The organism is Saccharothrix longispora (assembly GCF_031455225.1).
GTDB classification, from domain to species: Bacteria; Actinomycetota; Actinomycetes; order Mycobacteriales; family Pseudonocardiaceae; genus Actinosynnema; species Actinosynnema longispora.
On sequence record NZ_JAVDSG010000001.1, the window covers coordinates 5,670,810 to 5,697,083 of the forward strand.

25 protein-coding genes and 1 pseudogene are annotated in these 26,274 nt (G+C 71.8%); 10 read left to right on the forward strand and 16 right to left on the reverse strand.

Features of this window, described 5'->3' with window-relative positions:
• Positions 1-28: 28 nt before the first annotated feature.
• Both J2S66_RS23670 and J2S66_RS23675 read right to left on the reverse strand, forming a co-directional pair.
• Entirely contained in the window at positions 29-2,380 is a 2,352-nt protein-coding gene (locus J2S66_RS23670; RefSeq protein WP_310309447.1) for a tetratricopeptide repeat protein, read from the reverse strand.
• A gap of 26 nt (positions 2,381-2,406) precedes the next feature.
• Positions 2,407-2,745, reverse strand: a complete 339-nt coding sequence (locus J2S66_RS23675) for a hypothetical protein (RefSeq protein WP_310309448.1) — start codon at positions 2,743-2,745, stop codon at positions 2,407-2,409.
• A gap of 711 nt (positions 2,746-3,456) precedes the next feature.
• Here J2S66_RS23675 and J2S66_RS23680 point away from each other — a divergent pair.
• The gene (locus tag J2S66_RS23680; protein ID WP_310315029.1) at positions 3,457-3,780 is read left to right on the forward strand and encodes a restriction endonuclease subunit S; all 324 of its coding nucleotides are present in this window, start codon (positions 3,457-3,459) and stop codon (positions 3,778-3,780) included.
• Between the two features lie 45 nt (positions 3,781-3,825).
• Here the strand turns inward: J2S66_RS23680 and J2S66_RS23685 are convergent, their stop codons facing one another.
• From J2S66_RS23685 to J2S66_RS37205, 3 genes and pseudogenes are all read right to left on the reverse strand, one after another.
• Complete coding sequence (locus J2S66_RS23685; RefSeq protein ID WP_310309449.1) at positions 3,826-4,023, reverse strand: DUF397 domain-containing protein; 198 nt, start codon at positions 4,021-4,023, stop codon at positions 3,826-3,828.
• A gap of 17 nt (positions 4,024-4,040) precedes the next feature.
• On the reverse strand, positions 4,041-4,733 hold the full coding sequence (locus J2S66_RS23690) for a DUF5753 domain-containing protein (protein WP_310309450.1): 693 nt from the start codon (positions 4,731-4,733) through the stop codon (positions 4,041-4,043).
• Positions 4,678-4,920: pseudogene (locus J2S66_RS37205) on the reverse strand (helix-turn-helix domain-containing protein); the annotation flags it as partial. The gene J2S66_RS23690 and the pseudogene J2S66_RS37205, both read right to left, overlap by 56 nt.
• Positions 4,921-5,180: 260 nt before the next feature.
• Here J2S66_RS37205 and J2S66_RS23695 point away from each other — a divergent pair.
• Positions 5,181-5,546 (forward strand): hypothetical protein, encoded by a 366-nt coding sequence (locus J2S66_RS23695; protein WP_310309451.1) that lies wholly within the window; start codon positions 5,181-5,183, stop codon positions 5,544-5,546.
• Positions 5,547-5,849: 303 nt separating this feature from the next.
• On the forward strand, positions 5,850-8,102 hold the full coding sequence (locus tag J2S66_RS23700) for a DEAD/DEAH box helicase (RefSeq protein ID WP_310309452.1): 2,253 nt from the start codon (positions 5,850-5,852) through the stop codon (positions 8,100-8,102).
• A 644-nt stretch (positions 8,103-8,746) separates the two neighbouring features.
• Here J2S66_RS23700 and J2S66_RS23705 read toward each other — a convergent pair.
• From J2S66_RS23705 to J2S66_RS23715, 3 genes are all read right to left on the reverse strand, one after another.
• On the reverse strand, positions 8,747-9,301 hold the full coding sequence (locus tag J2S66_RS23705) for a hypothetical protein (RefSeq protein ID WP_310309453.1): 555 nt from the start codon (positions 9,299-9,301) through the stop codon (positions 8,747-8,749).
• Between the two features lie 701 nt (positions 9,302-10,002).
• Positions 10,003-10,980 (reverse strand): alpha/beta hydrolase, encoded by a 978-nt coding sequence (locus J2S66_RS23710; protein ID WP_310309455.1) that lies wholly within the window; start codon positions 10,978-10,980, stop codon positions 10,003-10,005.
• A 46-nt stretch (positions 10,981-11,026) separates the two neighbouring features.
• Positions 11,027-11,380: a putative quinol monooxygenase gene (locus J2S66_RS23715; RefSeq protein WP_310309456.1), complete on the reverse strand. Its 354-nt coding sequence runs from the start codon at positions 11,378-11,380 to the stop codon at positions 11,027-11,029.
• 140 nt (positions 11,381-11,520) lie between these two features.
• Between J2S66_RS23715 and J2S66_RS23720 the strand changes: the two genes are divergently transcribed.
• The 3 genes from J2S66_RS23720 (at position 11,521) to J2S66_RS23730 (ending at position 14,965) form a co-directional block, all read left to right on the forward strand.
• Positions 11,521-12,426: an AraC family transcriptional regulator gene (locus tag J2S66_RS23720; protein WP_310309457.1), complete on the forward strand. Its 906-nt coding sequence runs from the start codon at positions 11,521-11,523 to the stop codon at positions 12,424-12,426.
• A 160-nt stretch (positions 12,427-12,586) separates the two neighbouring features.
• Positions 12,587-13,336 (forward strand): SDR family oxidoreductase, encoded by a 750-nt coding sequence (locus J2S66_RS23725; protein WP_310309459.1) that lies wholly within the window; start codon positions 12,587-12,589, stop codon positions 13,334-13,336.
• 315 nt (positions 13,337-13,651) lie between these two features.
• Positions 13,652-14,965: a helix-turn-helix domain-containing protein gene (locus tag J2S66_RS23730; RefSeq protein ID WP_310309461.1), complete on the forward strand. Its 1,314-nt coding sequence runs from the start codon at positions 13,652-13,654 to the stop codon at positions 14,963-14,965.
• An 84-nt stretch (positions 14,966-15,049) separates the two neighbouring features.
• Here J2S66_RS23730 and J2S66_RS23735 read toward each other — a convergent pair whose 3' ends face one another.
• Positions 15,050-15,253 carry a cold-shock protein gene (locus J2S66_RS23735; RefSeq protein ID WP_310309462.1) on the reverse strand — a complete coding sequence of 68 codons (204 nt, stop codon included), beginning with the start codon at positions 15,251-15,253 and terminating at the stop codon, positions 15,050-15,052.
• The gene (locus tag J2S66_RS23740; RefSeq protein WP_310309463.1) at positions 15,250-15,534 is read right to left on the reverse strand and encodes a hypothetical protein; all 285 of its coding nucleotides are present in this window, start codon (positions 15,532-15,534) and stop codon (positions 15,250-15,252) included. The genes J2S66_RS23735 and J2S66_RS23740 overlap by 4 nt, the downstream gene beginning before the upstream one ends.
• Before the next feature lie 233 nt (positions 15,535-15,767).
• On the opposite strand from J2S66_RS23740, the gene J2S66_RS23745 reads away from it, so the two are divergent.
• Positions 15,768-15,998 (forward strand): hypothetical protein, encoded by a 231-nt coding sequence (locus J2S66_RS23745; RefSeq protein WP_310309464.1) that lies wholly within the window; start codon positions 15,768-15,770, stop codon positions 15,996-15,998.
• A 73-nt stretch (positions 15,999-16,071) separates the two neighbouring features.
• Here the strand turns inward: J2S66_RS23745 and J2S66_RS23750 are convergent, their stop codons facing one another.
• Both J2S66_RS23750 and J2S66_RS23755 read right to left on the reverse strand, forming a co-directional pair.
• Positions 16,072-16,830 carry an ABC transporter permease gene (locus tag J2S66_RS23750; RefSeq protein WP_310309466.1) on the reverse strand — a complete coding sequence of 253 codons (759 nt, stop codon included), beginning with the start codon at positions 16,828-16,830 and terminating at the stop codon, positions 16,072-16,074.
• Positions 16,827-17,747, reverse strand: coding sequence for an ATP-binding cassette domain-containing protein (locus J2S66_RS23755; RefSeq protein ID WP_310309467.1), 921 nt, complete (start codon positions 17,745-17,747; stop codon positions 16,827-16,829). The genes J2S66_RS23750 and J2S66_RS23755 overlap by 4 nt, the downstream gene beginning before the upstream one ends.
• Positions 17,748-17,846: 99 nt before the next feature.
• On the opposite strand from J2S66_RS23755, the gene J2S66_RS23760 reads away from it, so the two are divergent.
• On the forward strand, positions 17,847-18,587 hold the full coding sequence (locus J2S66_RS23760; RefSeq protein WP_310309468.1) for a TetR/AcrR family transcriptional regulator: 741 nt from the start codon (positions 17,847-17,849) through the stop codon (positions 18,585-18,587).
• 40 nt (positions 18,588-18,627) lie between these two features.
• On the opposite strand, the gene J2S66_RS23765 is transcribed toward J2S66_RS23760, so the two are convergent.
• The 3 genes from J2S66_RS23765 to J2S66_RS23775 all read right to left on the reverse strand — a co-directional run bounded on the left by J2S66_RS23765 (position 18,628) and on the right by J2S66_RS23775 (position 22,211).
• Positions 18,628-19,089, reverse strand: coding sequence for a DoxX family membrane protein (locus J2S66_RS23765; RefSeq protein ID WP_310309470.1), 462 nt, complete (start codon positions 19,087-19,089; stop codon positions 18,628-18,630).
• Between the two features lie 156 nt (positions 19,090-19,245).
• Entirely contained in the window at positions 19,246-21,369 is a 2,124-nt protein-coding gene (locus J2S66_RS23770) for a putative bifunctional diguanylate cyclase/phosphodiesterase (RefSeq protein WP_310309471.1), read from the reverse strand.
• Positions 21,370-21,503: 134 nt separating this feature from the next.
• Positions 21,504-22,211 carry an SAM-dependent methyltransferase gene (locus tag J2S66_RS23775; RefSeq protein ID WP_310309472.1) on the reverse strand — a complete coding sequence of 236 codons (708 nt, stop codon included), beginning with the start codon at positions 22,209-22,211 and terminating at the stop codon, positions 21,504-21,506.
• A gap of 271 nt (positions 22,212-22,482) precedes the next feature.
• Between J2S66_RS23775 and J2S66_RS23780 the strand changes: the two genes are divergently transcribed.
• Both J2S66_RS23780 and J2S66_RS23785 read left to right on the forward strand, forming a co-directional pair.
• The gene (locus J2S66_RS23780) at positions 22,483-23,088 is read left to right on the forward strand and encodes a cytochrome P450 (RefSeq protein WP_310309474.1); all 606 of its coding nucleotides are present in this window, start codon (positions 22,483-22,485) and stop codon (positions 23,086-23,088) included.
• Positions 23,089-23,120: 32 nt separating this feature from the next.
• Positions 23,121-23,444 (forward strand): hypothetical protein, encoded by a 324-nt coding sequence (locus tag J2S66_RS23785; protein WP_310309475.1) that lies wholly within the window; start codon positions 23,121-23,123, stop codon positions 23,442-23,444.
• Positions 23,445-23,601: 157 nt separating this feature from the next.
• On the opposite strand, the gene J2S66_RS23790 is transcribed toward J2S66_RS23785, so the two are convergent.
• Positions 23,602-26,226, reverse strand: a complete 2,625-nt coding sequence (locus J2S66_RS23790; RefSeq protein WP_310309476.1) for a glycoside hydrolase family 3 protein — start codon at positions 26,224-26,226, stop codon at positions 23,602-23,604.
• Positions 26,227-26,274: the final 48 nt, after the last annotated feature.

The following is a 26,274-nucleotide window of genomic DNA, read 5'->3' on the forward strand; positions in this document are numbered from 1 at the left end:
TCGCCAGGCACTGGATTGAGGTGGCGGGTCAGTGGTGGCCGCTTGTCGTGGTATCGAGAATCGAGCGAATCGTTCTGGTCAGGTGGTGGTCGGGGCCCAGCACCCGCTCGGCATCGGTCAGCACCGCTTCGTACAGCGGGATCGCCCGTTTCAGATCACCCGCCGACCGGTAGGCGCCGGCCAGGCTGTTGCGTGAGCCCAGCGTGTCCGGGTGGTCAGGGCCCAGCACCCGCTCGTAGTCCGCAAGAGTCGCCTCGTGCAGCGGGATCGCCCGTTTCAGATCACCCGCCGACCGGTAGGCGCCGGCCAGGTTGTTGCGTGAGGTCAGCGTGTTCGGGTGGTCGGGGCCCAGCACCCGCTCGGCATCGGTCAGCACCGCTTCGTACAGCGGGATCGCCCGTTTCAGATCACCCGCCGACTGGTAGGCGCCGGCCAGGCTGTTGCGTGAGGTCAGCGTGTTCGGGTGGTCGGGGCCCAGCACCCGCTGCCGATCGGTCAGCACCGCTTCGTACAGTTGGATCGCCCGTTTCAGATCACCCGCCGACTGGTAGGCGACGGCCAGGTTGTTGCGTGAGGTCAGCGTGTTCGGGTGGTCGGGGCCCAGCACCCGCTCGGCATCGGTCAGCACCGCTTCGTACAGCGGGATCGCCCGTTTCAGATCACCCGCCGACTGGTAGGCGCCGGCCAGGTTATTGCGTGAGCCCAGCGTGTTCGGGTGGTCGGGGCCCAGCACCCGCTCGGCATCGGTCAGCACCGCTTCGTACAGCGGGATCGCCCGTTTCAGATCACCCGCCGACCGGTAGGCGCCGGCCAGGCTGTTGCGTGAGCCCAGCGTGTTCGGGTGGTCGGGGCCCAGCACCCGCTCGGCATCGGTCAGCACCGCTTCGTACAGCGGGATCGCCCGTTTCAGATCACCCGCCGACCGGTAGGCGCCGGCCAGGTTATTGCGTGAGCCCAGCGTGTTCGGGTGGTCGGGGCCGTGGAGGCGTTGGTGGCTGTGGGTGCTGCGGGTATGCAGGGCGATGGCCGTGGTGGTGTCGCCTTGGCCGTCGAGGTAGACGCCGAGGCGGTCGGCGAGGCGGCAGAGCGGTTCGGTGTCGGTGTCGGTGTGGGTGTGGGTGTGGTCGAGCAGTGCCCGCGCGTGGGGCAGGACTGTCTGGAAGACGGGCCAGTCGGCGGGCAGGTCGGGGTCTGTTCCGGTGAGGACGGTGGCGAGGGCGGTGGCGGTGGTGTCGCGGGCGTGGGCGATGTCCGTGGGTTGGCGGTGGGGGTCGGTGGGGTCGGGGGTGCGGGTGAGGGCTTGGACCAGGCGGTGCACGCCGATGGTGTCGTCGGTGAGGGTGATCATGCTGTAGGCGGCCAGTCGACCCAGTGCCTCCGACAGGTCCGGTTCGTCGAGCATCCCGACGAGCAGGGTGCGGGGGATGGCGTCGGGTGCGTACCAGGCCAGGTGCCGCAGCACCCGCCCTGCCAGGGGTGTGTCGGCGAGGCGGTCCAGGGTGACGTGCCAGACCCGGGCCATGGTGCGTTGGGCGTCGCCGCCCTCCGCGGTCGCGGTGAACATCCGCGCCGGGTACCGCTTCAGCAGGTCCAGGTAGGCGGGCGGGGTGATGCGGGTCTGGGCGAGGTAGGCGCCTGTCTGCTCGATCGCCAGCGGTAGCCACCCCAACTCTTCGCAAAGTCGGTCGGCGTCGGTCAGGTCGGCGTCGGGGCGCTCGCCCCGCACGATGCGGGTCAGCAACTCCACGGCCTCTTCGGCGGGCAGTACGTCCAGCGGGATCGTGGCGACGCCCCGCCAGCCGGTGCCCTGGCGTGAGGTGATCACGATCGTGCCGGTCCGGACCCGTTCCAGCAGCCCCGCCGCGTCGGCGGGCGTGGTCAGGTTGTCCAGCACGAGCAGCCACCGGTCATGGGTGGCCAGCCACCGCACGCCCAGTTCGGTGCGCTGCTCCAGCGGCGCACCCGCCGCCTGGGGAGCGAGGGTCGTGGCCAGGTCGGCCAGGCCGGTGTCGATCGCGGCCGGGGAGTCCGCGGTAATCCACCAGACCGGTGTGTAGCGGTCGGTGTGCAGGTGGGCGAAGTGGGCGGCCAGGGTGCTCTTGCCGACTCCGCCCAACCCGTGGACCGTGACCACCACGGCGCGCCCCGAACCCGCCACCGCCGCGTCCAGACGTTCCAACTCGTTCGTCCGCCCTATGAACAGATCCGAGCCGGCCGGAATCCTGCCCAGTCCGGGCGTCGCGGGGATCGACTCCATGGCGGGCACACCCGGTCCGCCGACCACCAGATTACCCTGCAGCAGCGTGCCGTGCAGGGCGCCGATCGTGGTCCCGCCGGCACCGGTCACGTTCCCGGAGACCGAGGCTGCCGGTGCGGCCATGGTTGGTGCCGCCGACGTGGCGTGGCCTAAGGCCGCGTCGGCACCGGAGGGTCCGGAGGGTCCGGAGGGCCACCCACCCGGTCGATGTGCACTCCGGTCGTCGTCCCGGAGCCCGAGCCGCCGGTCACGCTACCGTTGAGAATCACTCCGCCGCCGGTGGCCGTCTGCGATGCCGCAGGCGGAGCCACCACCTCCCGGGCAGCGGCGCGGTCACGTCCCTGGCGCAACGCCACCACTAGCGCCACGACCGCCACCACCAGGCCGCCGATGCCGGCGATCCAGCTCAACGCCTCCAGGACCGGTCGTGCCGGATGCGTCTGGTCGGTCAGGAAGACCGGCACACCGAATCGCAACACCGCCCACATCACGCCACCGCCGACTAGGGCGCCACCGGCCACCCACCAGGCACGGCTCCGACCGACCGTCACGACAACCCCCTCAACCCACAAGGGCTACAGCGCCCACGGACCGATACCCGATGATCGCAGCCCGCCCACCCACCGCTACCGATACCACGCGTGAGCGCGATATCGACTCGTCCGCGGTCGTCGGCGTCCACAGCCCAAGCTCATAGCTCAACGGACTCGACGTCGATCCGCACCTGCTCCTGACCGCTGCTGCGCACGTCATGCCGTACCTACCTGTGCGCACGAGGGCCTACACCAACAGCAGTTGACTCATATCGCCAGATGCAGACCAGGCGCCGGTGTTGTCCGCGCCTCGCCCGGCGCTGTACACGGGCGCCCGCTGAAGGCTCCAGCGGACGTCTGTGCCGAGTGTGTACCGAAGTGGCTGCACCGAGAGCTGTAAGCGCTGCTCAGGGATGGTCCTCGCGGGACTCTGTAAATCCGTCGCGCTTGTTGCTTGTCCGACAGAGGGGCAGCAGTTGCCTTCCCGAGGTGGACGCTGTCCCAGCTGTCTCGCCATACCCCCTGGCCAGCGGTTCTGGGGTGGGACAGCCCGCAGAACTACTGTCCCACCTGTCCCACTTCACCGTGCGGACCTCGGAACGCTGTAACAGTCGGGGGCGGGTCGAAGCTTCTCTTGGCTCCACTAGTCAGGATTTCGCCACATGGATGTGCGGCCCCAGGTTGAATCCCTACTACCTCCTTTGGTGCTTGCGTGCTATGCGCACGGACCTACTGGAGCGTCTAGCGACCGGTTCGACCCACAAGACCATCTATTTCCCTGACCTACAGTCCCTTCGCATACCGCTCCCTCCCTTGGGAGAGCAGCAGAAAATAGTCGATCAAATTCGTCAGGCGAATGACCAGGTTGATCTTCTGATGGGTGCGGCGGATCGCCAACTCGGCGTCCTCGCCGAGCGCCGCCAAGCGTTGATCACGGCAGCCGTCACAGGTCAACTCGACGTGATGACGGCGCGATCCGGCGTGCGCTGAGTCGCAGCGATGGCCGCGTCCACTGCAGACGCGGCCTCCTGCCGATCAGCCGTCGAACCGACCGGTGCGCGCCTCGTTCATGAATGCCGCGAGCTGGACACGTCCAAACCGCAACGTTGGTCCGGTTGGGTTCTTTGAGTCGCGAATGCCGCGCTGGCCTGCACTGCACGCCAGTTCCACACAAGCTCCGCCCGAGTTGTTCGACCGGGAAGACTTACGCCACGTGGCACCTTCCATCATCATGCTGCTCCTCGTTGCCGTCACAGTTCTGCCACCACGGTACCCAGCAGCGAAAGGGACTCCGAGGGCGACAGCGCGAGGGCGAGCAGTTCGGACATGGTCGTGTCGTAGCGAGCGACACGGTCCGGCTCATCCACAAATACACCATCGGTCAGCGTCTCGACGTAGATCATGTCCGGGCGACGACCGCCTTCGGGTGTGAGCATCAGGAACAGCGGTGCGCCAAGACCAGGATGCGCACCGAGCGAAGTCGGCAGGACGCGCAGTTCGGCCACGCCCTGGTCGACAAGGTCCGCCAAGTGCTCGAGCTGCTCGCGCATCACTTCGGTACCCCCGACGCGGGCACGCAGCACGTGTTCTTCCACGACGAGGTGGACGGTGGGCGGGTCCTCGCCAGTGAGCCGTTCCTGCCTCGCCATGCGGGCTTGAACCAGGCGCTCGACGTCGGCAGGGCTCAGCGATGAGTTCGTGGCGATGACAGCGCGGGCGTAGCGCTCGGTCTGTACCAAGCCGTGCAGCAACATCGGTTGGTACACCCGGATGACGGCGGCGGTCTCCTCTCTTGACCCGCTCCGGCACGGCGCTGCCCCACGAGGTGCGCGGCCTGCGCTGCCGCGCGAGCCGCGCCAAGTGCTCGATGTCGCCGCGCTCATCATCGGCGACCCCGTACGCGTCGAGCAGGATGTGCAGCTCAGCGAGCCGCACGGACACATGCCCCTTCTCGATGGTGTAAATCTTCTTGTCCGAGCAGCTCAGCGCCCTGGCCGCGTCGTCGCGATCCAGTCCGGCCGCCTCACGGAGCCGCCGCAGCTCCTCGCCCAACTCGGCCTTGTAGAGGGTCGCGTTCCGCTGCTCCGCCATCACTCCTGCTCTCCCGGGTATGCGGCTCAGAGTCTGCATTACTGCGAGGCCAAAGACGATCTACCCGATCGTGTATAGGCGCACTTCTAGATAACCCGTCTTCTAAAGTTTAGATTCAAGGTGTTCGACCTCGCGCCGCCATACAGACCGCCGCCGCGTCGCGTCGCCTCCTAACCGTGGTGCGGCGGCCGGGGTGCCGCCCGCGTCCTACCCACGTTTCCGGCGTGGGCGGCCCCCCTCCACAGCGCTCACCGTCCCCGCCGGCTCGCCATCCACCACCGACCCACCAGGGAACCGCCGTGATCACCACCGATGCCCTCGACCTCTCCCTCGGCCTGCGCCGCTGGCCCGCACTGCACTCACTGCTGCGCATGCGCGACACCGACTGGCGTTGGCTCCAGCCGCCGCTGGACGACGACGGCAACCCCGTGGAACTGCACGGCCTCCACCCCTGGCTCGGCCTCCCGGTCGTGGACGCGATCCGCATCCGCATGGACACCGACGTCCTCGGCGTCCGCGTGACCTCGGAGGGCGACCTGCTCTGGCGACAGGACTGCGACCTCACCACGGTCGTGGACGGCCTGCTGGAACTGCCACCACCGTGGGACCCCCGCGCACCGCGCCTGGTCATCGGCAGCGCGCCCAAGGACCCCGCCCGCCTGTAATCACCGATCGTCCCTGACCGCGCGCCCGGTGGGTGAACCGCGAGGCGCGAGCCCTTCACCACCACCGCCACCACCACGACAGCGGGCCGCAGCCGATGCCACGGCCGCGCGCCGCGCCCTCCCGTCGCACTCCGCGAAGCAGCCGGCCCGTAACGAGTCGTCGCCGTCGAACGACGTGGGTGAGGTGTCGCCGGGAGCCGTCCCGGCGCCCGCTACGCTCCGTCACGCACTGTCACCGGCCATGCCATCGTGACGCCGAGCGTGACCGGACCCGCGTCGAGCGATGGTGAGAGGGCGCGTCGAGTGAGTCAGGCCAGTTACACAACCAGCGGCGTTCCCAGACCTCCCGACGCCCAGGCCGTCAGCGCCGCCAAGGCGAAGGTCGGGACGGCGGCCAAGGCGCTCCTGGACGAGGCGCGGGACTTCGTCGGCCTGGCGACCGCCCTGCTGTCCGCGCCCGAGGCGCTGCGGGAGAGAGCGCGTCACCAGATCGGCGACCTGGCCGATCGGCAGGCCCGCGCGACCCTCGAATCCCGCCCGATCACCGACCTCCGCGGCCTGGTCGGCAAGGGCGCCCGGCTGGGTGCCCTCGCCGACGCCGGGTATCGGACCGTCGCGCAGGTGGTCGACGCGGGTCCGTACCAGTTGCAGGCCGTGCCCGGTATCGGCCCGCAGACGGCCCAGCAGGTCTGGGCCGCCGCGAACCGGCTCGCGCAGGAGATCCGCGGGGAAGCGCGGGTCCGCTTCGACCCGGACTTACGCCACCCCGGCGAGACGTGGCTCCTCGCCATCCTCGCCGCCGTCCGCCACGCCGACCACTCGCTGGCGACCCTGCGAGCGCCGGTGGAGCAGTTCACCGCGCAGGCCGGGCAGCTGATCCGGGAGGCCGGGCCGACCGCCGGCCGGGTCGGCATGTTCTTCCGGTTCGGGGCGCGGAAGCAGGCCGCGCTCGCCGCGCTGGCCCAACTCGACGCGCTCCTCTCGGACCCCCGCACGGTCGAACTGCTCCGCGCCGTGGAGCAGCAGGAGTGGGCCGCCGACCCCGACGCCTACGACCCCGACCAGCTGTGGCAGGCGTACGCCAAGGACGCCGCCGCCTTCAACGCGCTGCTGTCCACGCTCGGCGGGCAGGGCGACACCGACGGCTCCGAGGCCGCGCAGGGCTTCCTGCCGGAGGAGCTGCGCCAGGAGATCACCGCCGTCCCGCTGGACACCAGCCTGCTCAAGGCGACCCTGCGCGGCTACCAGGTGTTCGGCGCGCAGTACGCGATCCACCGCAAGCACTCGATCCTCGGCGACGAGATGGGGCTCGGCAAGACCGTGCAGGCCCTCGCCACCATGACGCACATGGCCGCGATGGGGCAGACCCGCTTCCTCGTGGTGTGCCCGGCGAGCGTGCAGATCAACTGGCTCAACGAGATCGGCAAGCACACCACGCTCACCGGGCACAGCCTGCACGGCGCCGGCAAGGCCGCCACGATGCGGCACTGGTTGCGGACCGGCGGCGTCGCGGTCACCACCTTCAACACCCTCGGCGGCCTCGACGGCATCGACGGCGCGGGGATCGCGATGCTCGTGGTGGACGAGGCCCACTACGTCAAGAACCCGGCCGCGCAGCGCACCCGGCACGTGGCGAGGATCGTCGCCCGGTCGCAGCGGGCGCTGTTCCTCACCGGCACGCCGATGGAGAACCGGGTCGAGGAGTTCCGCAACCTCGTCCACCAGCTGCAACCCCAGGTCGCGCGCGGCCTGGACGCCACCGACGCCCTGGCCGGGGCCAGGCGGTTCCGCCGCGCGGTCGCGCCCGTCTACCTGCGGCGCAACCAGGAGGACGTGCTCACCGAGCTGCCCGACAGGATCGAGGTCGAGGACTGGGTGCAGTTCACGCAGGCCGACACCGCCGCCTACACCGCGAGCGTGCGGGAGAAGCAGCTCATGCGGATGCGGCAGGCGGCGTTCCGCGCGGCCGACTCCGCCAAGCTCGAACGGCTCGCCGAGATCGTGGACGAGGCCCGCGAGGACGGCCTCAAGGTCATCGTGTTCTCGAACTTCCTCAAGGTGCTGGGAGCCATCCACCGCAGGCTCGGCGGGTCCGTGGCGGGGGTGCTGACCGGGTCGGTGCCGCCCGCGGCCCGTCAGGAGCTCGTCGACGACTTCACCCGGCGTGAGGGCCACGCCGTGCTGCTCAGCCAGATCGAGGCGGGCGGTGTCGGGCTGAACGTGCAGGCGGCGTCCGTGGTGATCATCGCCGAGCCGCAGTGGAAGCCCAGCACCGAGGAGCAGGCCATCGCCCGCGCCCACCGGATGGGCCAGATCCGCAAGGTCCAGGTGCACCGGCTGCTGGCCAAGGGCAGCGTGGACGAGCGGATGCGGGAGGTCCAGGAGCGCAAGAGCCTGCTGTTCGCCGAGTTCGCGCGCAAGAGCGACGCCAAGGAAGCCGACCGCCGGGCCGTCGACGGCAGCGAGCACCGACCGGACTTCCTCGACGACGACGCCATCCCGGTCGAGCAGCGCATCATTCGCGCCGAGCAGCACCGCCTCGGCATCCAGTCCTGATCCGGGAGGGGTGCCCTGGTGGCCCGGCACGCGGAACGATCTCCACCGGGTCGTTCGTAACGGCAGGGCCGCAGGGACGACGTGTCGTGACGTGCGAGTCGCGGTCCGCCGCGCCAGGGGCATGTCCACAGATCAGCGGGTCGACAGCGGTGCCACCGGCGAAAGGGCGGTTCGGGTGGCCGTGCACGCGGAGCGGGCGTTCGAGGACGCCATCGAGGTGGCCGGCCGCCTTCGTCAACGCGACTCAGGCCGACGTGTGGCACCAGCTTCACGGGAGCTTCGCCGGACCACTTCCCCGCACCGTCGGCGGTGAGGTGGAGGGTGCCGGGCCACCAGTCGACGAGCAGCCGCCAGAACGTGACCGGACCCTCGTCAAGAGCGTCTGCGACTACGCGGCAGAGAAGGCGGCGGACGAGAAGCGAAGGCAGCGGTTCGCCACCACGCGGGCAGCACGGTCCGCGCTCAGGGTCCTCGGACTGGGCGGTCCGTCGCCACGCCGACCAATGTCGCCGTCGTGCGCCCAGGACGGACGTGGCACGCCGAACCGGGCGCGGGGCCGCTCCGCCGAGGTGGCGAAGCGGCCCCGTGGCCGAGCCGTGCGCTTTCACCGGAGCCGGTCCGGCCGCGCGGTCGGATCGGCAGCGTCAGACACACTCGAAGTGATCGGCCTTGTCGTTGTTGGAGCCGATGGATCGGGCACTGCTCTTGGGGCTCATCCTGAAAAGGGTGCCGTCGGAGCCGTGGCCGGTCTTGCCGGAGGCGTGGTTGATCACCTTGATGGTGTTCCCCGACCTGTTCTGCCACGAACTGGTCTTGTCGCTGAATCCCCAGTCCGCCAGGTCCTGCCAGTTGCAGTCCTGGAACCAGAGCGTCCGGCCGCTTGAGCTGCCCTCGTTGAAGTCGCTGTGCTCGTGGAAGCACCAGCCCTCGGACCTGCATGTCACCAGCGGGACGACGCCGCCGTCGGCAGGTGGGCGCCAGGTCATGACGACCTTCCCGCCGTGCCAGGACACCTCGTCGGCCGCGGTCCGCGTACCGCCCGGGGTGAGCCGCAACTGGGCGTCCACCGCTTCCCGCAGGCGCTGGGCCTGCAGTTGCGGGCTGCCCTGCGCGCCGGCCCCCGGTGGGTCCGCGCTCGCCGATGCCGGTGATCCGCTGAGAGCGACTGCCGCCAGCACGGCGGCGAACGCACCTGCCATCGATCTGCGCACCATTTCCCCCCTCATTCCGGACTCCAACGGAGTCCTGGGCGTAGGTTCACGTCACCGCTCGCGTCCGCGATGTGCTGGACGCGGCGGATGTCCGGTGTTCGCGATGGGTCCGGAGTGCTCCGGGCAGCCCTCGTCGGCACCCAGGGCATTCCACCCACCTCGGCGAACCGCCCCCTCCTGCGGCTCGCTCCCGGGTACCCGAGCCCGTCCCTCGGTTATCACGCTCGGTAATCGGAACGTTAGGCTGCCGAAGCGAGCTGTTCCAGTGCCGATCTGCACAGTGAGTCCGGCATCGGGTCGCCCTCCGCTGCGCCGGTCCGCCCGCGCCGATTCGGAGCCGGCAGGGCTACCTGCGAGGAACTGCCGGATGTCGAACCAGAGCCTTCGAGATGTCGGCGGCACGGTTGTCCTGGCTCGACTTCGGTCCTGAGCCGCGTCGCAGTGGAAGATCAGCCGCAACACGCGCCTCGCGCCCGCACCTCATCGGCGCCGAACTGCGCTGAGATTCCACCCGATTCACGACCTGGGGCGATCGAGTCGACCGAGCTGTCGACCGCGTGGAGATCCGGCGGCGGCCGAGGTCCGGGTGTCCCGCTGTTGCCCACCACCGGTGGACACTGCCGATCACCGCGCGGACCTGGTTCCGACACGACACGCGGGTCCCGGTCGCCACCGTGCCGGGCACCCCGTCACACGGCCCGCGCGGCGGAGGTCGTGGACAGGAGTCGGGCCAGCCAGTCGGTGCGGGTCCGGCGGGCCGTGGCGGAGATGCGCGCCTGCGGGTGCAGGGCGTCGAAGCCGTGGAAGCCGCCCGCCCAGACGTGGAGTTCGGCGTGGCCGCCGGCCGCCCAGATGCGGGTGGCGTAGTCGGTGTCCTCGTCGCGGAACACCTCGGCGGAGCCGGTGTCGACGTAGGTGGCCGGCAGGCCCGAGAGGTCGTCGGCCAGCGCGGGCGAGACGTAGGCGGGCACCTCGTCGTCGCGGAGGTCGCCGAGGACCGCCTGCCAGGCGAACGCGTTCATCTCGCCGGTCCACACGCCGGGCACGCCGGAGTACTGGCGGCTGGAGGTGCTGGTGTTGCGGTGGTCGAGCATGGGGCAGATCAGCACCTGCGCGGCGATCGCCGGGGTGCCGAGGTCGCGGGCCATCAGGGTGAGGCCGGCGGCGAGGCCGCCGCCCGCGCTGACGCCGGCGACGATGATCCGGGCGGGGTCGACGCCCAGTTCGGCGGCGTGTTCGACGACCCAGAGCAGTCCCCGGTAGCAGTCGTCGACGAGGGTGGTGCCGGTGGCCTCCGGTGCGAGCCGGTACTCCGCGGAGACGACGACCGCGCCGAGCTCGTCGAGCCACTCCAGCGGGATGTCGATCTGCGAGAAGCGGTCGCCCATGACCATCCCGCCGCCGTGCATCCAGTAGACGCAGGGTGCGGGGGTGGTGCGGTCGGTGTGCGCGGGGCTGAAGACCGACAGCCGGATCGGGACGTCGTCCGCGGCCGGCACGGTGATCTCGCGTCGGTCGACCTGCCGGTGCGCGAGGAGGGGCTCGACGGGTGTCGAGGGGTACTGGCGCAGGTGCGCGAGGACCTCCGGGTCGAGCCGGGACATGAGGGGCATGCCGGTCAGCAGTTCGCGCAGCTCGGGGTCCAGGGCGGGGCGGGACGTGGTCATGGTGACGCCTTTCACGGGTGGAGGGGGTGGAGGGGGGAGGACGGCATCACCGGGTGTGGGGCTGGGCCGGGAGGTCACCGGGTCGGAAGTCGGCCTTGCCGCGCACCGGGACGTGATCGGTGTACCGGGGCTCTCCGGCCAGCAGTCCGTCGACCTGGGCCACGATGGCCCGGGCGGCCTCGCCGGCGAAGGTCCGGTGGTGGTCCTCCTCGGTGGTCCAGCCCTCGATGACGTGGACGACGTCGGGGTCGGACGCGGAGCGGGAGACCAGGTAGACGACGCAGTGCTCGCTCGCGCCGGGGTTGCCCTCGTCCAGACCGGTCAGCAGGAGGTCGACCAGTCGGTCGCCCAGGCCGGGTGCGGCGGTCAGGGTGGCGCTGAAGCCGTAGGTGGCGATCACGGTGTCCTCTTCTCGACGAGGGAGTGGGGTGACACCATTCAATCGCCCTGACCTGCGAAAACGTAGACCGATCCTCGCTGTCGCTTGCACGATCCTCCCGAATGCGGGAGCGGTGGCGGGGACGGTGCTGCAATGGGCGCATGTGCCTCGACGAACTCCGCGCGCTGCTGACCCGGCATGTCCGGCCCGACTGGACCACCGCGATCGACGGCGTCCTCATCTCGAAGGTGGACCGGTCCGACCCGCCGACGCCCTCCATGTCCGGCACGATCCTCGCGGTCATCGCCCAGGGCGCGAAACGCCTCGCCCTGGGCGATCGGATCTACGAGTACGGCCCCGGGCAGTACCTGGTCGCCTCCGTCGACCTGCCCGTCACCGGGCAGTTCACCCGGGCGGAACCCGATCGGCCGGCGCTCGGCTTCGGTCTCGTGCTGGAACCCGCCGACGTCGCCGAACTGCTGCTGCGAGCCGGTCCGGGGGACGTCCCCCGGACCGGCGAGGGGGTTCCGTCGGGGATCGCCGTCAGCGACGCCCCCGCCGCGCTGCTCGACGCGGTGGTCCGGCTGCTGCGACTGCTCGACGAGCCCCGTGACCGGGCCGTGCTGGCGCCGCTGGTCAAGCGCGAGATCCTGTGGCGCCTGATCACCGGCGAGCAGGGGGCGACGGTCCGCCAGATCGGGCTGGCCGACAGCGGCCTCAGCCACGTCTCTCGGGCGGTGCGCTGGATTCGCGAGCACTACGCGCAGCCCTTCCGGGTGGAGGACGTGGCGCGCATGTCCGGCATGAGCGTCTCCGCCTTCTACCGCAACTTCCAGGCGGTGACCGCGATGAGCCCCATCCAGTTCCAGAAGCAGATCCGGTTGCAGGAGGCCCGGCTGCTCCTGGCCACCCACCCGGGCGACGTCACCGGGGTCGGTCAGCGCGTCGGGTACGACAACCCGTCGCAGTTCAGCCGGGAGTACCGCCGCCGGTTCGGCGCGCCCCCGAGCCGGGACGCGGCCCGCCTGCGGGACGTCGGGCACACGCCGGCGGGTGCGCTGACCTGAGCGGGGTCGAACCGGCTCCGTGGAGGATCGTGCAAGGGAGAGGCGGGATCGTTCTATCGTTTCAGCAGGTCGGAGCGATTGACTGGGATCACCGCTTCTCCTCCTGGACAGGAAGGTGCAGGTGCGAGCGCGGTCCCCACGACATCGCAAGGAGCACACCGTGAACACGGTCCTCATCACCGGCACCTCCTCCGGGTACGGCCGGGAAACCGCCCTCCACTTCCACGCCCGGGGGTGGAACGTCATCGCCACGATGCGCACCCCGCGTCCCGACGTCCTCCCCGCGTCCGACCGGCTCCGCGTCGTCGCGCTCGACGTGACCGACCCCGGGAGCATCGCCGCCGCGGTCGAGGCGGCGGGGCCGATCGACGTGCTGGTCAACAACGCGGGCATCCCGTCGATGGGGGTGTTCGAGGGGACCTCCGCGGCCCACGTGCGGGAGGTGTTCGAGACCAACACGTTCGGCGTGATGGCGATGACCGGGGCGGTGCTGCCCGCGTTCCGCGAGCGCGGCTCCGGCGCGGTGGTGAACGTGACGTCCAGCGTGGTCCTGGGCCACATGCCGCTCACCGCCGTCTACAAGGCGAGCAAGATGGCCGTCGAGGGGTTCACCGCGTCCCTCGCGCTCGAACTCGCGCCCTTCGGCGTGCGGGCGGCGACGGTCCAGCCGGGCGCCTGCCTGACGACGAACTTCGGGGCCAGGGCCGCGGACGGCGCCTCACCGGGGGACCTGGTCCCGGAGCCCTACGCGCCGTGGGCCCGGAAGGCCGTGGAGGCCTTCATGACCCAGGACGTCTTCACGCGCGAGAGCGACGTCGCCGAGGCGGTGTGGCGGGCCGCGCACGACACGACCGGGCAGCTGCGGTTCCCGGCCGGTCCCGACGCCGTCCGGCTCGCCCAGGCGAGGTGACCGACCGGCGGGCGGGGGTGACGCCGCGACGCGGACGTGAGGCGCCCCGGGCACTCCCCACCGGTGCCCGGGGCGCCTCGCTCCGTGCCCCGCAGCGGGAGCGGCCCCCTCCGGCACCCCCTCCGGCGGCCCGCCGCCGGGCACCCGAGCCGACCTTCGCGGGTCGGTCACGGTCATCGGGAACGCTAGACTTCCGGGACGAGCCGCCCCAGTGTCGGTCTGCACAGCGCGCCGGGCATTCGGTCACCCCCCGCTGCGTCGGCGCGTCCGTGCCCCGCCAGGGCGGGCAGGGCTACGTACAGGGAGCTGCCCGGAGTGCCGAGCCGGCCCACGCGGACGAACACGAGCCGCCACGACGAAGACGACCACCTGCGGCTGTTGTGCCAGGAGGCGACGGGCCCGGACGGCGTGCGGCGCGTGCTGGAGCTGCTCGCCCGCCGGTTCACCGGGGAGGTCGTGCTCGCGGGACCGGGCGAGGGGCAGGCGGTCGCGGTCCCGTCGGACACCGGGCGACTCCTCCACCTGGTCGGCGGGGAACTCGCCGAGGACGTCGCCCGGGTGCGCGCCGGGCACCTCGACGCCGCCGACGCGACGGTGCGCGAAGCGGTGCTGCACCTGCTCATGGTCGGGGACGTGTCCGGCGCCCGGCGGACCGCGGCGGTCCTCCGCCCGGAACTGCCCGACCTGGCGAGGGTCCACGTCATCGAGAACGCCCCGGACTCCCGCGCCCGGCTCTCCCCGCGCTGCCGGGAGGTGTTCGGCGAGGCCGCCTGGGTGGTGCCGTGCCCGGTCTACAGCGGGCACGTCATCGTGATTGCCCCGGCCGGTGGGGACGGACGGCACCCGGCGCCGGCGACCCGCCTGATCCGGGAACTGGTCGAGGCGGTGCCCGGAACCCGGATGGGCATCGGGTTGCCGGTGGCGCTGCGGGACATCCCGATCGGGTACAAGCAGGCGTTCCACGCGCTGTCGGTGGCCCGCCACCGGTCCGAGCGGTACGCCCGGTTCTCGCCCCGCGGCGAGCTGGGCGAACTGCTGGGCCACGCCGGGCGCGCCTGGGCCGCGAGCACGCTCGCGCCGCTGCTGGCGTACCGGCCCGCCCGCCCCCGGGACCCGGACGCCTTCGAGCTGCTGGCGACGCTGCTGTCGTGGCTGGAGTTCGGCGCGCGGGCGGCGTCGCAGTTGAAGATCCACCGCAACACGCTGTCCTCGCGCCTGCACCGCGTCGGCGCCGAACTGGACCGCGACCTCACCCGGTTCGCGGTCCAGGCCGAGCTCCACCTGGCGTTGCAGCTGATCGACGAGCGGCCGCACCCCGGCGCGGCGGCCGGGGCGATCGGGGTGGACGAGCTGTTCGACCGCCCGGAGGTCCGGCGTTGGGCGGAGACCCTGTTGTCCCCGTTGCCGGACGCCACCCGGCGGACGCTGCTGACCACCGTGCGGACCTGGTTCCGGCACGACCTGGGGACGACCGCCGCCGCCGCCGAACTGGGGATCTCCGCGCACGGCCTGCGCAAGCGCCTCGCGCGGGTGGAGGAACTCCTCGGCCGGGCGTTGCTGGTCGGCCCGTCGGCCCGGTACGACCTGCACCACGCGCTCCGCGTGCACGTGGAGCCCGCGCGGGCGTGACCGTCCGGCCGGTGCGCGGCGTCGAGCGGCCGGACAAGGCGAGGGGCGGACACGGGAACCGTGTCCGCCCCTGTCGGCTCCGCGTCAGAGAACCCGGACGGCGAGCGCCTGCGGGCCCTTGGGGCCCTGACCGATCTCGAACTCCACCGGCTGGTTGTCCGGGACGCCGTGGAAGTCGTAGTCCCGGATCTCCGACTTGTGCAGGAAGAGGTCCGCTCCGCCGCCCGAGGGGGTGATGAAGCCGAAGCCCTTGGTGCCGTTGAACCACTTGACGGTTCCCTGGGTCATCGACGTGCTCCTTCGGTCGGCCGGTATGCGCCCTGCGCATCGCGGTGCGTGCGGTTCACGGGTCGCTCCTGGCGGGCGGGCGTGGGCGTGTCCGCGCTGCGGGCCGACAGGCCCAGCATGGACAGCAGCTCACGGCAGTCGCTCACGTCCAGCGAGTGGTCCGCCACCGTGCGGGCCGCCTGGAACTGCTGGGCGGCCTCGGCCACGTCGGTGGCGGCACGTGCTTCCGCGAAGCCGACGTTGGTGCCGCCCGCTCGCATCGGACGTCCGGTGATCGTCATGCCTGTCCCCGTTCTGCGCGTCCGCGGGTTCCGAAGGTCGAGATCGGGGGAAGTGGTGGGGCGAGCTGGTGATCCGGCAGCAAGCCGGTGCTCCCGTCCCCGGCCGGAGAACTCCTGGGCCGGACTGGGTCGGGGAACCGCGACGGCTGGGTGCCTGCGCCTGGTATCCCGACTGGGCTGAATGTACCGCAGTCGACGCGTGCCGGACCGGTTCGACGCAGTACGGTTTCCGGATGACGGATGAATCCGGCGGTCCCGCCCTCGGCCCCACCCTGACCGAGTGGCTCAGCGCACGCCAGGAGACCGGGCGGCACCTGGCCGCCGGGGGGACGCCGCCGCTCGACGCCGAGTGGGTGCAGAAGCTCGCCGACCTGCTGGCCACCGAGCGGTCGTGGCAGGAGCAGTACACGGACCTCGTCGCGCTCGGCAGCAGCGGTGGCCGGTTCCCCTCGTCCAACCGCTGACGCGGCCCGGCCGCGACCTCCTCGTCCGACGGCCGCCGCCGGGCACCACCCGCGCCCGGCGCGACCACTGGCGTCAGTCCCGCACGCGACGGCGGTAGAGGGCGGTGGCCAGGAGGAACGAGGCGACCAGCAGGCCGACCGACCAGGCGACGGCCAAGGCCCCGTTGTCGCCGATCGGGGTGCCGGTGAGCAGCCCGCGCACGGTTTCGATGATCGGGGTGATCGGCTGGTGCTCGCTGATCGCCCCCAGGGCGGCGGGCATGGTGTGGGTCGGCACGAAGGCGCTGCTCAGGTACGGCAGGAACAGCATGAAGAAGCTCAGGGCACTGGCCGACTCCACGGAGCGGGCCACGGCGCCCAGGCCGGCGGCCAGCCACGAGAGGGCCAGGACGTAGAGCAGGAGCAGGCCCGCGGCGGCCAGCCACTCCGGCACCGTGCCGTCGGGGCGGAAGCCCATCGCCACGGCGGCGGCCACGACGATCGCGGTGGAGAGGGCGTTGCGGGTCGCGCTCGCCGCCACGTGGCCGGTCAGCACGACGAACGGGCGGATCGGCATGGAGCGCAGGCGGTCGACCATGCCGGAGGTCATGTCGTCGGCCACGGACATCGCGGTCGCCGCGGCGCCGTAGCCGGCGCACAGCAGGACGATGCCGGGCACCACGTAGTTCACGTACGCCGTGCCGGTGGCGATGGCGCCGCCGAACACGTACACGAACAGGGCCATCATCATCAGCGGCAGGACCACGGACATCACGAGCGTGTCGGTGTTGCGCCTGCTCAACCTGATGCTGCGGCCGATCATGGTCATCGAGTCGGCGACGGCGTGGCTCATGCGGGCACTCCTTGGCGCGTGGTCAGGGCGAGGAAGACGTCGTCGAGGGTGGGGCGGTGCGAGGAGACCCGGTCGGGCGTCACGCCGGCGGCGCGCAGGTCGTCCAGCACGGCGTGCAGGTGTGCCGCGGTGCCGTCGGAGGGCAGGCTGAGCACGAGGTCGGCCGGGTGGAAGCCGCCCAGCACGGCGTGGGCCGCGGCCAGGTCGGACCGCGAGGCGAAGCGGAGGTCCAGCCGGTCGCCGCCGACCCGCGACTTGAGGTCGTCCGCGGTGCCCTCGGCCGCGACCTTCCCCTTGTCCAGCACCATGATCCGGTCGGCGAGGCGGTCGGCCTCCTCCAGGTACTGGGTGGTGAGGAAGATCGTGGTGCCGGTGCGCACCAGGTCGCGGACGGCGTCCCACACGGTCGTGCGACTGGCCGGGTCGAGGCCGGTGGTCGGTTCGTCCAGGAAGATCACGCGCGGCGCGGCGACGAGGCTCATGGCCAGGTCGAGGCGACGCCGCATGCCGCCGGAGTAGGTCTTGACGCGGCGGTCGGCGGCGTCGACGAGGTCGAACCGCTCCAGCAGTTCGGCCGCGCGGGTCCGGGCTCCCGCTCGCCCGAGGCCCATCAGCCGCCCGATCACCACGAGGTTCTCGCGGCCGGTCTGCTCGGCGTCGACGGCCGCGTACTGGCCGGTCACGGCGATCGCCGCGCGCACCGCCGCCGGGTCGCGCACCACGTCGTGGCCGGCCACCCGCAGTTCGCCCGCGTCCGGCCTGGTGAGCGTGGACAGGATGCGGATGGCGGTGGTCTTGCCGGCGCCGTTGGCGCCCAGCAGCGCGAAGACCGACCCCTCGGCGACCTCCAGGTCCACCCCGTCCAGCACCACCGTTGAGCCGTACGCCTTGCGCAGGCCCCGTACGTCGACGATCATCGCCGCCCCCTTATGCGTATGGGATACGCAGATTAGCGTAGCTCATACGCAGTTAATCGCGGAAGCCTAGACTGCACCCGGCGCGACGAGAGGGCGAGGATGACCGACGAGCACGGCCTGCCGGACGAGATCGCACTGCTCTGGGGGCTGCGCTCGACGCCGAAACGGGGCCGCAAACCGTCCCTCACGGTCTTCGACATCACCCGCGCCGCGATCGAGGTGGCCGATGCCGAGGGGCTCGCCGCCGTCTCGATGGCCCGCGTCGCGCAGCAGCTCGGCAAGTCGACGATGGCGCTCTACCGGCACGTGAACAGCAAGGACGAGCTGCTGGCGCTGATGGCGGACGCCGCGCTGGAACTCCCGCCCGAGCTGCCCGGCGGCGACTGGCGGGCCGGGCTGACCACGTGGACGCACGCCGTGGTGGCCGCGTTCCGGCGGCACCCGTGGTTCGCCCGGATACCGCTGACCGGGCCGCCCGCCGGGCCGCACAACCTCGCGTGGTTCGACAGCGCGCTCGGGGCGCTGTCCGGGACCACCCTGGCCGAGGACGAGAAGGTCGGCGTCGTGATGGGGCTGCTCACCTTCGTGCACGGCACGCTGCGGCTCGGCACGGAGATGACCCGGCACTACCAGGACAAGCCGGAGGCGTTCAGCCGGCAGTACGCGCGGGTGCTGCGGACCGTCGTGGACCCCCGGCGGCTGCCCGCGCTGGGCCGTGTCGTGGACTCGGGGGTGTTCGACGTCGACGACCTGTACCGGGACGAGGTGGACGCGGACTTCGGCTTCGCCCTCAACATCTTCCTGGACGGCGTGGCCGCGCACCTGGCACGCCGGTCGTGAGGTGCCGCGGGGCCGGTCGGGGCCCCGCGGCACCGGGCGATCACCGCTGTCCGACCCGCGTCACCCGCCGCCGGGCGGGGGCGTCGGCCGACATGACCACCAGGGCCGCGGTGATCAGGACCAGGTTCTTCACGACGAACTCGCCGGTCATGGTGAGCAGCAGCGGGTTGCCCGCGCGGAACGCGGCGGCCGGCTGCACGACCAGCACCAGGAACGTCCCCGCCAGGTGCAGCACGACGAGCAGCGCCACCCAGCGCAACCGCCTGCCCACCACGAGGGCGACCCCCAGCACCACCTCCAGCACGCCGAGCGCGAACACGAACGCGCCCGGGTCGAGCCACGGGACGATCCGGGCCACCAGGTCCGCCACCGGTGTCGCACCGGCCACCTTGAGGGCCCCGAACCACACGAACACCACGCCCAGCGATCCCCTGAGCAGGGGAACGCTCAACGCCCGCAGGGCATCCGCACGCGCGTCCAGACGGGACGAGAACTCGACCATCCGCACCACTTCCTTCGCGGGCGGGACCACGTCGACCCGTCACGGGACGTCGGCCGATCCGCTGGTCCACGCTGACGGGAATCGACTGGGAGCGCTCCCAGAACTGTAACGGTACGGAAACGCCCTGTGAAGACCCGGTGTCGCGCGATGCCCGGCTCAGCCGGTCCGCGGGCCGAAGCGGGCGGCCACGACCTGCGGCTCCAGCGCCTCGCCGTGCAGCGGACCGCTGCCGCCGACCGCGCCCGCCCGGTGCCACCACGCGGCCTGATCCGGCGTGGTCAGGCCGTCCACGAGCACCTCGGCGCCCGCCGCGCGCACCAGCGGCACCAACCCGGCCAGGTGGTCCGCGTCGCCCGCGAGCTGCCGCGCCACCAGCCGGCGGCTCACCCGGACCAGGCGGACGGGCAGGTCGGCCACCGCGGCCAGGTCGTCCGGGCCGAGACCGAAGTCGTCGAGCGACGTGCCCACGCCCAGTTCGGCGAGCACGGTCAGGCCGTCCACGGCGTCGGGCTCGGCGAGCACGCCGACCGGCATCCCGACGACCAGCCGGTCGGCGGGCAGGCCCGTGTCGCCGAGCGCCCGCCGGACCCGGCGGACGAGGTCGCCGTCGCACCACTGGTGCCGCGTCATGCCGACGTGCAGGGTGCCGGTGAAGCCCGACTGCCGCCACCACGCGGCCTGGCCGCACGCCGTCGCCAGGTGCCACTCGCCCAGCCCCAGCACGAGACCCGTCCGCTCGGCCAGCCCCGTGCACGCGTCGTGGTCGACCGGCGCCCCGTCGGGGCGCTCCCAGAGCAGGCGGGCGGACACGCCGGTGGTCGCGCCGTCGGCGAAGGACGCGACGGGCGCGTAGCGGGCGGTCAGCTCACCCTGCTCCAGGGCCCCGGGCATCCGCACGGCCAGCAGGTCGGTCGCGCGGTCGGCGAGGCCCTGCTCCGGGTCGAACAGCTCCCACTGGCCGCGCCGGCCCGCCTTGGCGCGGCGCAGGGCCTGCTCCGCGGACCGCAGCACCTCGGTCGGCGACGAGTCGGGCGGCGGGCGGCGGACCACGCCGACGCTGACCGTGACGGCCAGGCCGTGGCCGTCGAGGTAGACGGGTTCGGACAGCTCGCGGTTGATCGCGGCGACCGTGGTGCCGACGTCGGGCGTGGTGGCGGTGTTCTCCACCAGGACGGCGAACTCGTCGCCGTCGAGGCGGGCGATCATGGCCTTCTCGTGCGCCAGCACGGACGTGAGCCGCTGCGCCACGTGCACGAGGAGGCGTTCGCCGGTGGCGCGGCCCAGGCTGTTGCACACCATGCCGAACGCGTCGAGGTCGAGGTGGAAGAGGGTGACGCCGCGGACCGGGTCGGCGCGGCGCAGCGCGCTCTCCAGGTGGGTGGTGAAGAACTGGCGGTTCGGCAGGCCCGTCGACACGTCGTGCAGGGCCTGCCGGCGCAGTTCGGACTGGAGCAGCATCAGCTCGGTGCCGTCCTCCACGACGGCGACGAAGTGGCCGGGCTGGTCGGACTCGACGCCGCCGCGGACCAGGGAGACCGTGAGCGAGATCCGGGCGACGTCGCCGTTCTCGCGCAGCAGGCGCTGGGACTGCCGGACCCGCTCGCGCTCACCCGCCGCGAGGCCGCGCAGCGCCTCGGCGAGGTGCTTGCGCGAGTCGGGGTGCACGAGGTCCAGCAGGTCGCTGCCCACCAGCTCGTCGGTGGACCGGCCGAGCATCTCGGCGATGGCCGCGTTCACCCGCACCAGGCTGCCGTCGAGGTCGGCGACGAGGACGCCACTGGCCGACGACGTGACGACCTCGTCGAACCGGGCCTCGCTCTCCCGCAGGTTCCAGCGGGCGTCGCGGACGGCCTTGAGCATCGACAGCTGCATGGACTCCTGCTGCTCGAACACCGAGCGCCGGTTCGCCGCGAGGAAGCCGCACGACAGCGCGCCGACGCCGAGCAGGACCCGCTGCGCGTACGCCTCGACGGGCTGGAACTCGGGCAGCGCGAGCAGGCCCTTGCCGAGCACGTCCGCGGTGACGCGCAGCCCGGCCTCGCCGACGTACCCGAGCGAGACCAGCCGTTCGCCGATCCGCTCGATCGGCCGGTCGGCGAACGGCTCGGCGTGCAGGGCCGCGCACAGCTCGTCGAGCCGTTCGCCCAGCTCGCGGTCGAGGTCGTCGCGCGACAGCGGGACGACGGCCGCCCCGCTGAGCAGGTAGGACCAGGTGCGGGCGAGCAGTTCCCGGCTGCGTTCCGGCGGGGTGGTCCGTGGTCCGCGATTGGGGTGGGACATTGTCGTTGCCCTGCTGTGATGTGATGATTTCGCGGCAGTTTACCCACGCCCCGTCGGTCCGGGCTCGACCATAAGCGTGAAAAAAGATCACACTATCGGCTATTTGACCACTAACGGTCACTTATGAGCGTTCCTTATGGTTTCCGACCGACCCCCGCGCAGACGAGCATGTTCATCCCGGGTTCCTCCGCGATGTCCGCGGGTCCCCCGGGCCGCCACTCGCCGCCCCCCACCAAACCCGGTTCCACCAGGTCGACACCGGTGAACAATTCGGCCACCGCGCGGCGCGGGCGCAGGGTGACCTGGTCCGGGCCCTTGCTCCGCTTGATCACGTCGGTCGCCGCGGCGAGGTCGTCGCCCTGGTGGTCCCCGGTCACGTGGGTCAGCGCGAGGAAGCCGCCCGGCGCCGGCGCGTCCCGGTAGCGGCCGACGAGCCCGACCGGGTCGTCCTCGTCCGGCACCCAGTGCAGCATGAGCAGCCCGACCGGCTGGTCGAGGTCCAGCAACCGGCGCACCTCGGGGTCGCCCAGGACGGCGTCCGGGTCGCGCGTGTCGGCCCGCACGACACCCGCCAGGTCGTTCCCGACCAGCATCAACTCGCTGTGCGCGACGGCCACGGGGTCGCGGTCGACGTGCACGACGCGGGCCTCGGGCACCCACGCCCGGGCAACCTCGTGGACGTTGCCGACGGTCGGGATGCCCGACGCGATGTCGAGGAACTGCCGCACGCCGCGCTCCAGCATGAACCGCACCACGCGCCCCAGGAACGCCCGGTTGACGCGGGCCGCGGTGCGCAGGCCAGGCGTGGCCTCCTCGATCCGCTCGCCGACCGCGCGGTCCACCGCGAAGTTGTGCCCGCCCCCAGCATGTAGTCGTAGGTGCGCGCCATGCTCGGCACGGAAATGTCCACACCGGCTGGAATCCATTCGCCTTGCTCCATTGTCCACACCTCTTCCCGGTCACGCCCCTTTTCCGAGGCTCAGGGGACGAACGGCCGACCGCAGCAGTGCGCTCGACCGGCGGAGCGACACTGACCCACCCGAACGGGCGCTGTCAACGTCCACCGAACGGGTCTTATGGTGGTCCGCCCTTTCGGTGAGAACAGGAGCGACGATGGCCGTCCCGGTGGCGCCCGGTCGACTGCCGCTGCTCGGGCACAGCCTGGAGATGCCGCGCAAGCGGCACGCGTTCACCTCATCACTGCGCGATCACGGCGAAGTGGTGCGAGAGGATCTCGGAACGGTGCGCACCTATTTCGTGACGAGCCCTCGGCTCGCGCACCAGGTGCTCGTCACCGACGGCGCCCGTTTCCGGAAAGGCGCGGTGTTCGACACGTTCCAGCCGTACCTGGGCAACGGGCTGCTGCTGTCGAACGGCCCGTTCCACCTGCGGCAGCGGCGCCTCGTGCAGCCCGCGTTCCACCGCGAGCGCCTGGAGCGCCACGCCGGGGTGATGGCCGCCGCCGTCGTCGGCGAGGCGCTGTTCTCCACCGAGCTGGGCGCGGCGGCCGTGGCCGTGCCGCGCGGCGGGTTCATCCCCTTCGGCGCCGGCGCGCGCCAGTGCCTCGGCAACGCCTTCGCCCGCACCGAGGTCGTGATCACCCTCGCCACCGTGCTCGCCCGCTGGCGCCTGGCGCCGGTGCCCGGCAGGCCCGTCCGGACGAGGTTCACCTCCGCCGCCTACCCCAGCGGCCTGCTGATGACGGCGGTCCCCCGCTAGTTCCCGAACCCTCCGATGGAGGTCGTTCAGTCGTGCGTTGGTCCCGTTCCCGGTCGATGGCCGCCGTGCTGCTCACCGCCGGGCTCTGCCTCGTGCCCGCGCCCGCGGGCGCCGCCGTGGCGTGCGAGGAGGTCAGGGTGCCGGTGTCCGTGGCCGGCACGTCCCAGTCGACGGCGGGCACGCTGTGCGCGCCCGCCGGCGCGGCGCTGGCGGCGTCGAAGGCGCCGTTCTTCCCGGCCTCGGCCCGGCTGCGCGCGTTCGTGCTGCACGGGTACGGGCACTCGATCAACTACGCGCCGAACGCCCCGGACTACCACCGCGAGGTCGTCGACTGGACGCGCGCCCTGGGCGCGTGACGCGCGGGGCGCGAACGTACGACACGCCGGGCGCGAACGTACGACACGCGGGGCCTGGGCGTACGACACGCGGGATGGTGGAGGGGGCGGGCCCGTGCGGGTCCGCCCCCTCCGTCCGATCAGGCCGGTCGGGCCGGTCGGGCCGGTCGGGCCGGGGTCAGCCGGTCAGCTCGGCGCACGTCTTCGCGTCCGGGTCGGTGGCCGCCTCGGGCACCCACCGCACGTTCGCGAACGACGCCTGGAACGCGCCCTCCGTGTAGACCAGGAACGGCGTGTTGACGTTCTCCAGGTCGAGCCCGCCCTGCTCGAAGCAGGCGACCGGGATCTTGACCGTGGACTTCACGCCCGCCGGCAGCCCGGTGAACACGTTCGTGGCGTTGACCTCGGCGAAGCACGGGTAGGTGCAGTGCGTGCTGACCACCGTCCGCGCCGCGGGCGCCTGGTGCACCACCACGTCGAACACCAGCGCCGCCCGGGCGTTGACGTACCCGCGCAGGTCGCTGCCGCCCGCCGGGTCCTGGAGGTAGAACTGGCCCGCGCCCGTGCCGGTCCAGGTCGTCCTCAGGCCGTCGCCCTGCACGTTCACGTCCGCCGGCACCACGGTGATGTTGGTGTGCGCGGCCTCCCCGTCCGGGCCCAGCTCCGTGCCGCTCCAGTTGTCCGGGGAGCCGATGAAGCTCTTGTAGGGCGCCACGTCGACCCGGTTGAACAGCTCCAGGTCCTCGGTCGCGACCCCGCCGCCACCGCCGCCCGAGCAGCCGAACTCGGGCGAGGTCTCGTCGAGCCGGCCGATGTTCCGGAACGACCAGGTCCTGAGGCCGTAGCCGGGCTTGAACAGCGGGTCGTAGCCCTCGACGCCCGGGTTCAGCGGCGTCTGGCACGCCGCCTTCGGCCACGAGTAGGACAGCGTGCCGGTGTAGCCCGGGTAGGTGTGGCGGCCCCGCACCAGCAGGTCGACCACGCCGCCGCCCTCGGTGCCGGGCAGCCACGCCGCCACGAACGCGTCCGAGCGGTTCAGCTCCTTGTTCACGTACAGCGGGCGGCCCGACACGTAGACCGTGACGACGGGCGTGCCCTTGCCGCTGACCTTGTCCAGCACGGCCAGGTCGTTCGGGTACAGCTTGGCGGCCTCCAGCGTGCGCTTGCCGATGTCGCCGACGCCCTCCGCGTACGGGGTCTCACCGATCACCGCGACGACGGCGTCGAACCCGGCCGGGTCGACGTCACCGGTCTCGCTGAACACCACGTTCGCCTCGCCGAGGGCCTCCTTGAGCCCGCCGAGGACGGTCTGGCCGTTCGGGAAGTCGGCGTTGGTGTTGCCGGTGCCCTGCCAGGTCAGCGTCCAGCCGCCGGTCTGGTTCTGCATCGAGTCGGCCGACTTGCCGACGACCAGCACCTTCGACCGCCTGTCCAGCGGCAGCGTGCGGTTGTTGTTCTTCAGCAGCACCTGCGACTTGCGGACCGCCTCGCGGGCGAGCTTGCGCGCCTCCAGGGCGTCGGCGTCACCGGCGTGGCGGCGCTCCGACGGCTTCTCGCCGTCCAGCACGCCCGAGCGCAGCTTGACGCGCAGGATGCGGGTCACCGCGTCGTCGATCCGCGACATGGCGATCTGGCCGCCCTCGACCTGGGCGATCGTGTTGGCGATGAACGCCTTCCAGTCGTTGGGCACCATGACGACGTCGATGCCGGCGTTGACCGCCTGCGGGCACGAGGCGTTGGTGCAGCCCGCGACCTGGCCGATGCCGTTCCAGTCGGAGACGACGAGGCCGTCGAAGCCCATCTTGCCCTTGAGGATGTCGTTCACGGCGAGCTTGCTGCCGTGCAGCTTGCCCTCGGCGATCCCGGCTTCCCCGTTGTCCCACGAGTTGAACGAGACCATCACGGTCTGGGCGCCGGCGGCGAGCGCGCCGTAGTAGCCCTGGCCGTGGACGTTGATCATCTCGGCGACGGTGGCCGGGTTGACGCCCTGGTCCTTGCCGCCGATCGTGCCGCCGTCGCCGATGAAGTGCTTGGCGGTGGCGAGCACGCCGACGTCGCGCCTGCTCCTGCCCTGGAGGCCGATGGTGGCCTCGTAGCCGTAGGCGCGGGTGATCCGCGGGTCCTCCGAGTAGCCCTCGTAGGTGCGGCCCCAGCGGTCGTCGAGCGGCACGGCCAGCGTCGGCGCGAACGCCCAGTCCTGGCCGGTCGCGCGGATCTGCTCGGCGGTCGCCTCGTGCACGTCCCTGATCAGGCACGGGTCGTGCGCGGCGCCCAGGCCGATGTTGTGCGGGAAGACGGTGGCGCCGTAGACGTTGTTGTTGCCGTGCACGGCGTCGATGCCCCAGATGACGGGCACCTTCGTGCGGCTCGCCTTCGACGCGTCCCAGTAGGCGTCGGCCAGCGACAGCCACGCGTCCACCGGGGCGTGCTTGTCGCGGTTCGGCCACGACCCGCCGCCGTTGAGCACCGATCCGATGCCGTACTCGCGGACCTCGTCCGGGGTGATGGCGGCGATCTCCGGCTGGGTCATCTGGCCGACCTTCTCGGCCAGGGTCATGCTCTCGACGATCTTCTTGATCCGGCGCTCGTCGGAGGGGCGGGACTCGACCCGGCTGTCCACCCTCGGCCAGTCGGAGAGCGTCGGCAGGGTCTTCTCGATGCGGGCGCAGCCGTGCTCGGTGCGCGGCTCCCCGATGACCGGTTGGCGGGGCTTCGAGTCCGGGGAGGCGCTCGCCACGCCTCCGCTGAGGAGACCGGCGGCGAGCACCGCGGCCAGCGCGGCGCTCAGTGATCTGCGGGACATCAGTGTTCCGTTCGTCAGGGGCGACGGCTTCGTCGCGCCTGATCCTCG

What these genes read in the sequence shown, in the direction of transcription:
- J2S66_RS23680 (WP_310315029.1), top strand. Translation starts at nt 3,457, where the DNA reads ATGTGCGGCCCCAGGTTGAATCCCTACTACCTCCTTTGGTGCTTGCGT.
- J2S66_RS23740 (WP_310309463.1), bottom strand. Translation starts at nt 15,534, where the DNA reads ATGACGATCACCGGACGTCCGATGCGAGCGGGCGGCACCAACGTCGGC.
- J2S66_RS23770 (WP_310309471.1), bottom strand. Translation starts at nt 21,369, where the DNA reads ATGTCCCACCCCAATCGCGGACCACGGACCACCCCGCCGGAACGCAGC.
- J2S66_RS23705 (WP_310309453.1), bottom strand. Translation starts at nt 9,301, where the DNA reads ATGGCAGGTGCGTTCGCCGCCGTGCTGGCGGCAGTCGCTCTCAGCGGA.
- J2S66_RS23675 (WP_310309448.1), bottom strand. Translation starts at nt 2,745, where the DNA reads ATGTGGGCGGTGTTGCGATTCGGTGTGCCGGTCTTCCTGACCGACCAG.
- J2S66_RS23685 (WP_310309449.1), bottom strand. Translation starts at nt 4,023, where the DNA reads ATGATGATGGAAGGTGCCACGTGGCGTAAGTCTTCCCGGTCGAACAAC.
- J2S66_RS23690 (WP_310309450.1), bottom strand. Translation starts at nt 4,733, where the DNA reads ATGTGTCCGTGCGGCTCGCTGAGCTGCACATCCTGCTCGACGCGTACG.
- J2S66_RS23790 (WP_310309476.1), bottom strand. Translation starts at nt 26,226, where the DNA reads ATGTCCCGCAGATCACTGAGCGCCGCGCTGGCCGCGGTGCTCGCCGCC.
- J2S66_RS23720 (WP_310309457.1), top strand. Translation starts at nt 11,521, where the DNA reads ATGTGCCTCGACGAACTCCGCGCGCTGCTGACCCGGCATGTCCGGCCC.
- J2S66_RS23765 (WP_310309470.1), bottom strand. Translation starts at nt 19,089, where the DNA reads ATGGTCGAGTTCTCGTCCCGTCTGGACGCGCGTGCGGATGCCCTGCGG.
- J2S66_RS23670 (WP_310309447.1), bottom strand. Translation starts at nt 2,380, where the DNA reads ATGGCCGCACCGGCAGCCTCGGTCTCCGGGAACGTGACCGGTGCCGGC.
- J2S66_RS23760 (WP_310309468.1), top strand. Translation starts at nt 17,847, where the DNA reads ATGACCGACGAGCACGGCCTGCCGGACGAGATCGCACTGCTCTGGGGG.
- J2S66_RS23710 (WP_310309455.1), bottom strand. Translation starts at nt 10,980, where the DNA reads ATGACCACGTCCCGCCCCGCCCTGGACCCCGAGCTGCGCGAACTGCTG.
- J2S66_RS23745 (WP_310309464.1), top strand. Translation starts at nt 15,768, where the DNA reads ATGACGGATGAATCCGGCGGTCCCGCCCTCGGCCCCACCCTGACCGAG.
- J2S66_RS23750 (WP_310309466.1), bottom strand. Translation starts at nt 16,830, where the DNA reads ATGAGCCACGCCGTCGCCGACTCGATGACCATGATCGGCCGCAGCATC.
- J2S66_RS23735 (WP_310309462.1), bottom strand. Translation starts at nt 15,253, where the DNA reads ATGACCCAGGGAACCGTCAAGTGGTTCAACGGCACCAAGGGCTTCGGC.
- J2S66_RS23755 (WP_310309467.1), bottom strand. Translation starts at nt 17,747, where the DNA reads ATGATCGTCGACGTACGGGGCCTGCGCAAGGCGTACGGCTCAACGGTG.
- J2S66_RS23780 (WP_310309474.1), top strand. Translation starts at nt 22,483, where the DNA reads ATGGCCGTCCCGGTGGCGCCCGGTCGACTGCCGCTGCTCGGGCACAGC.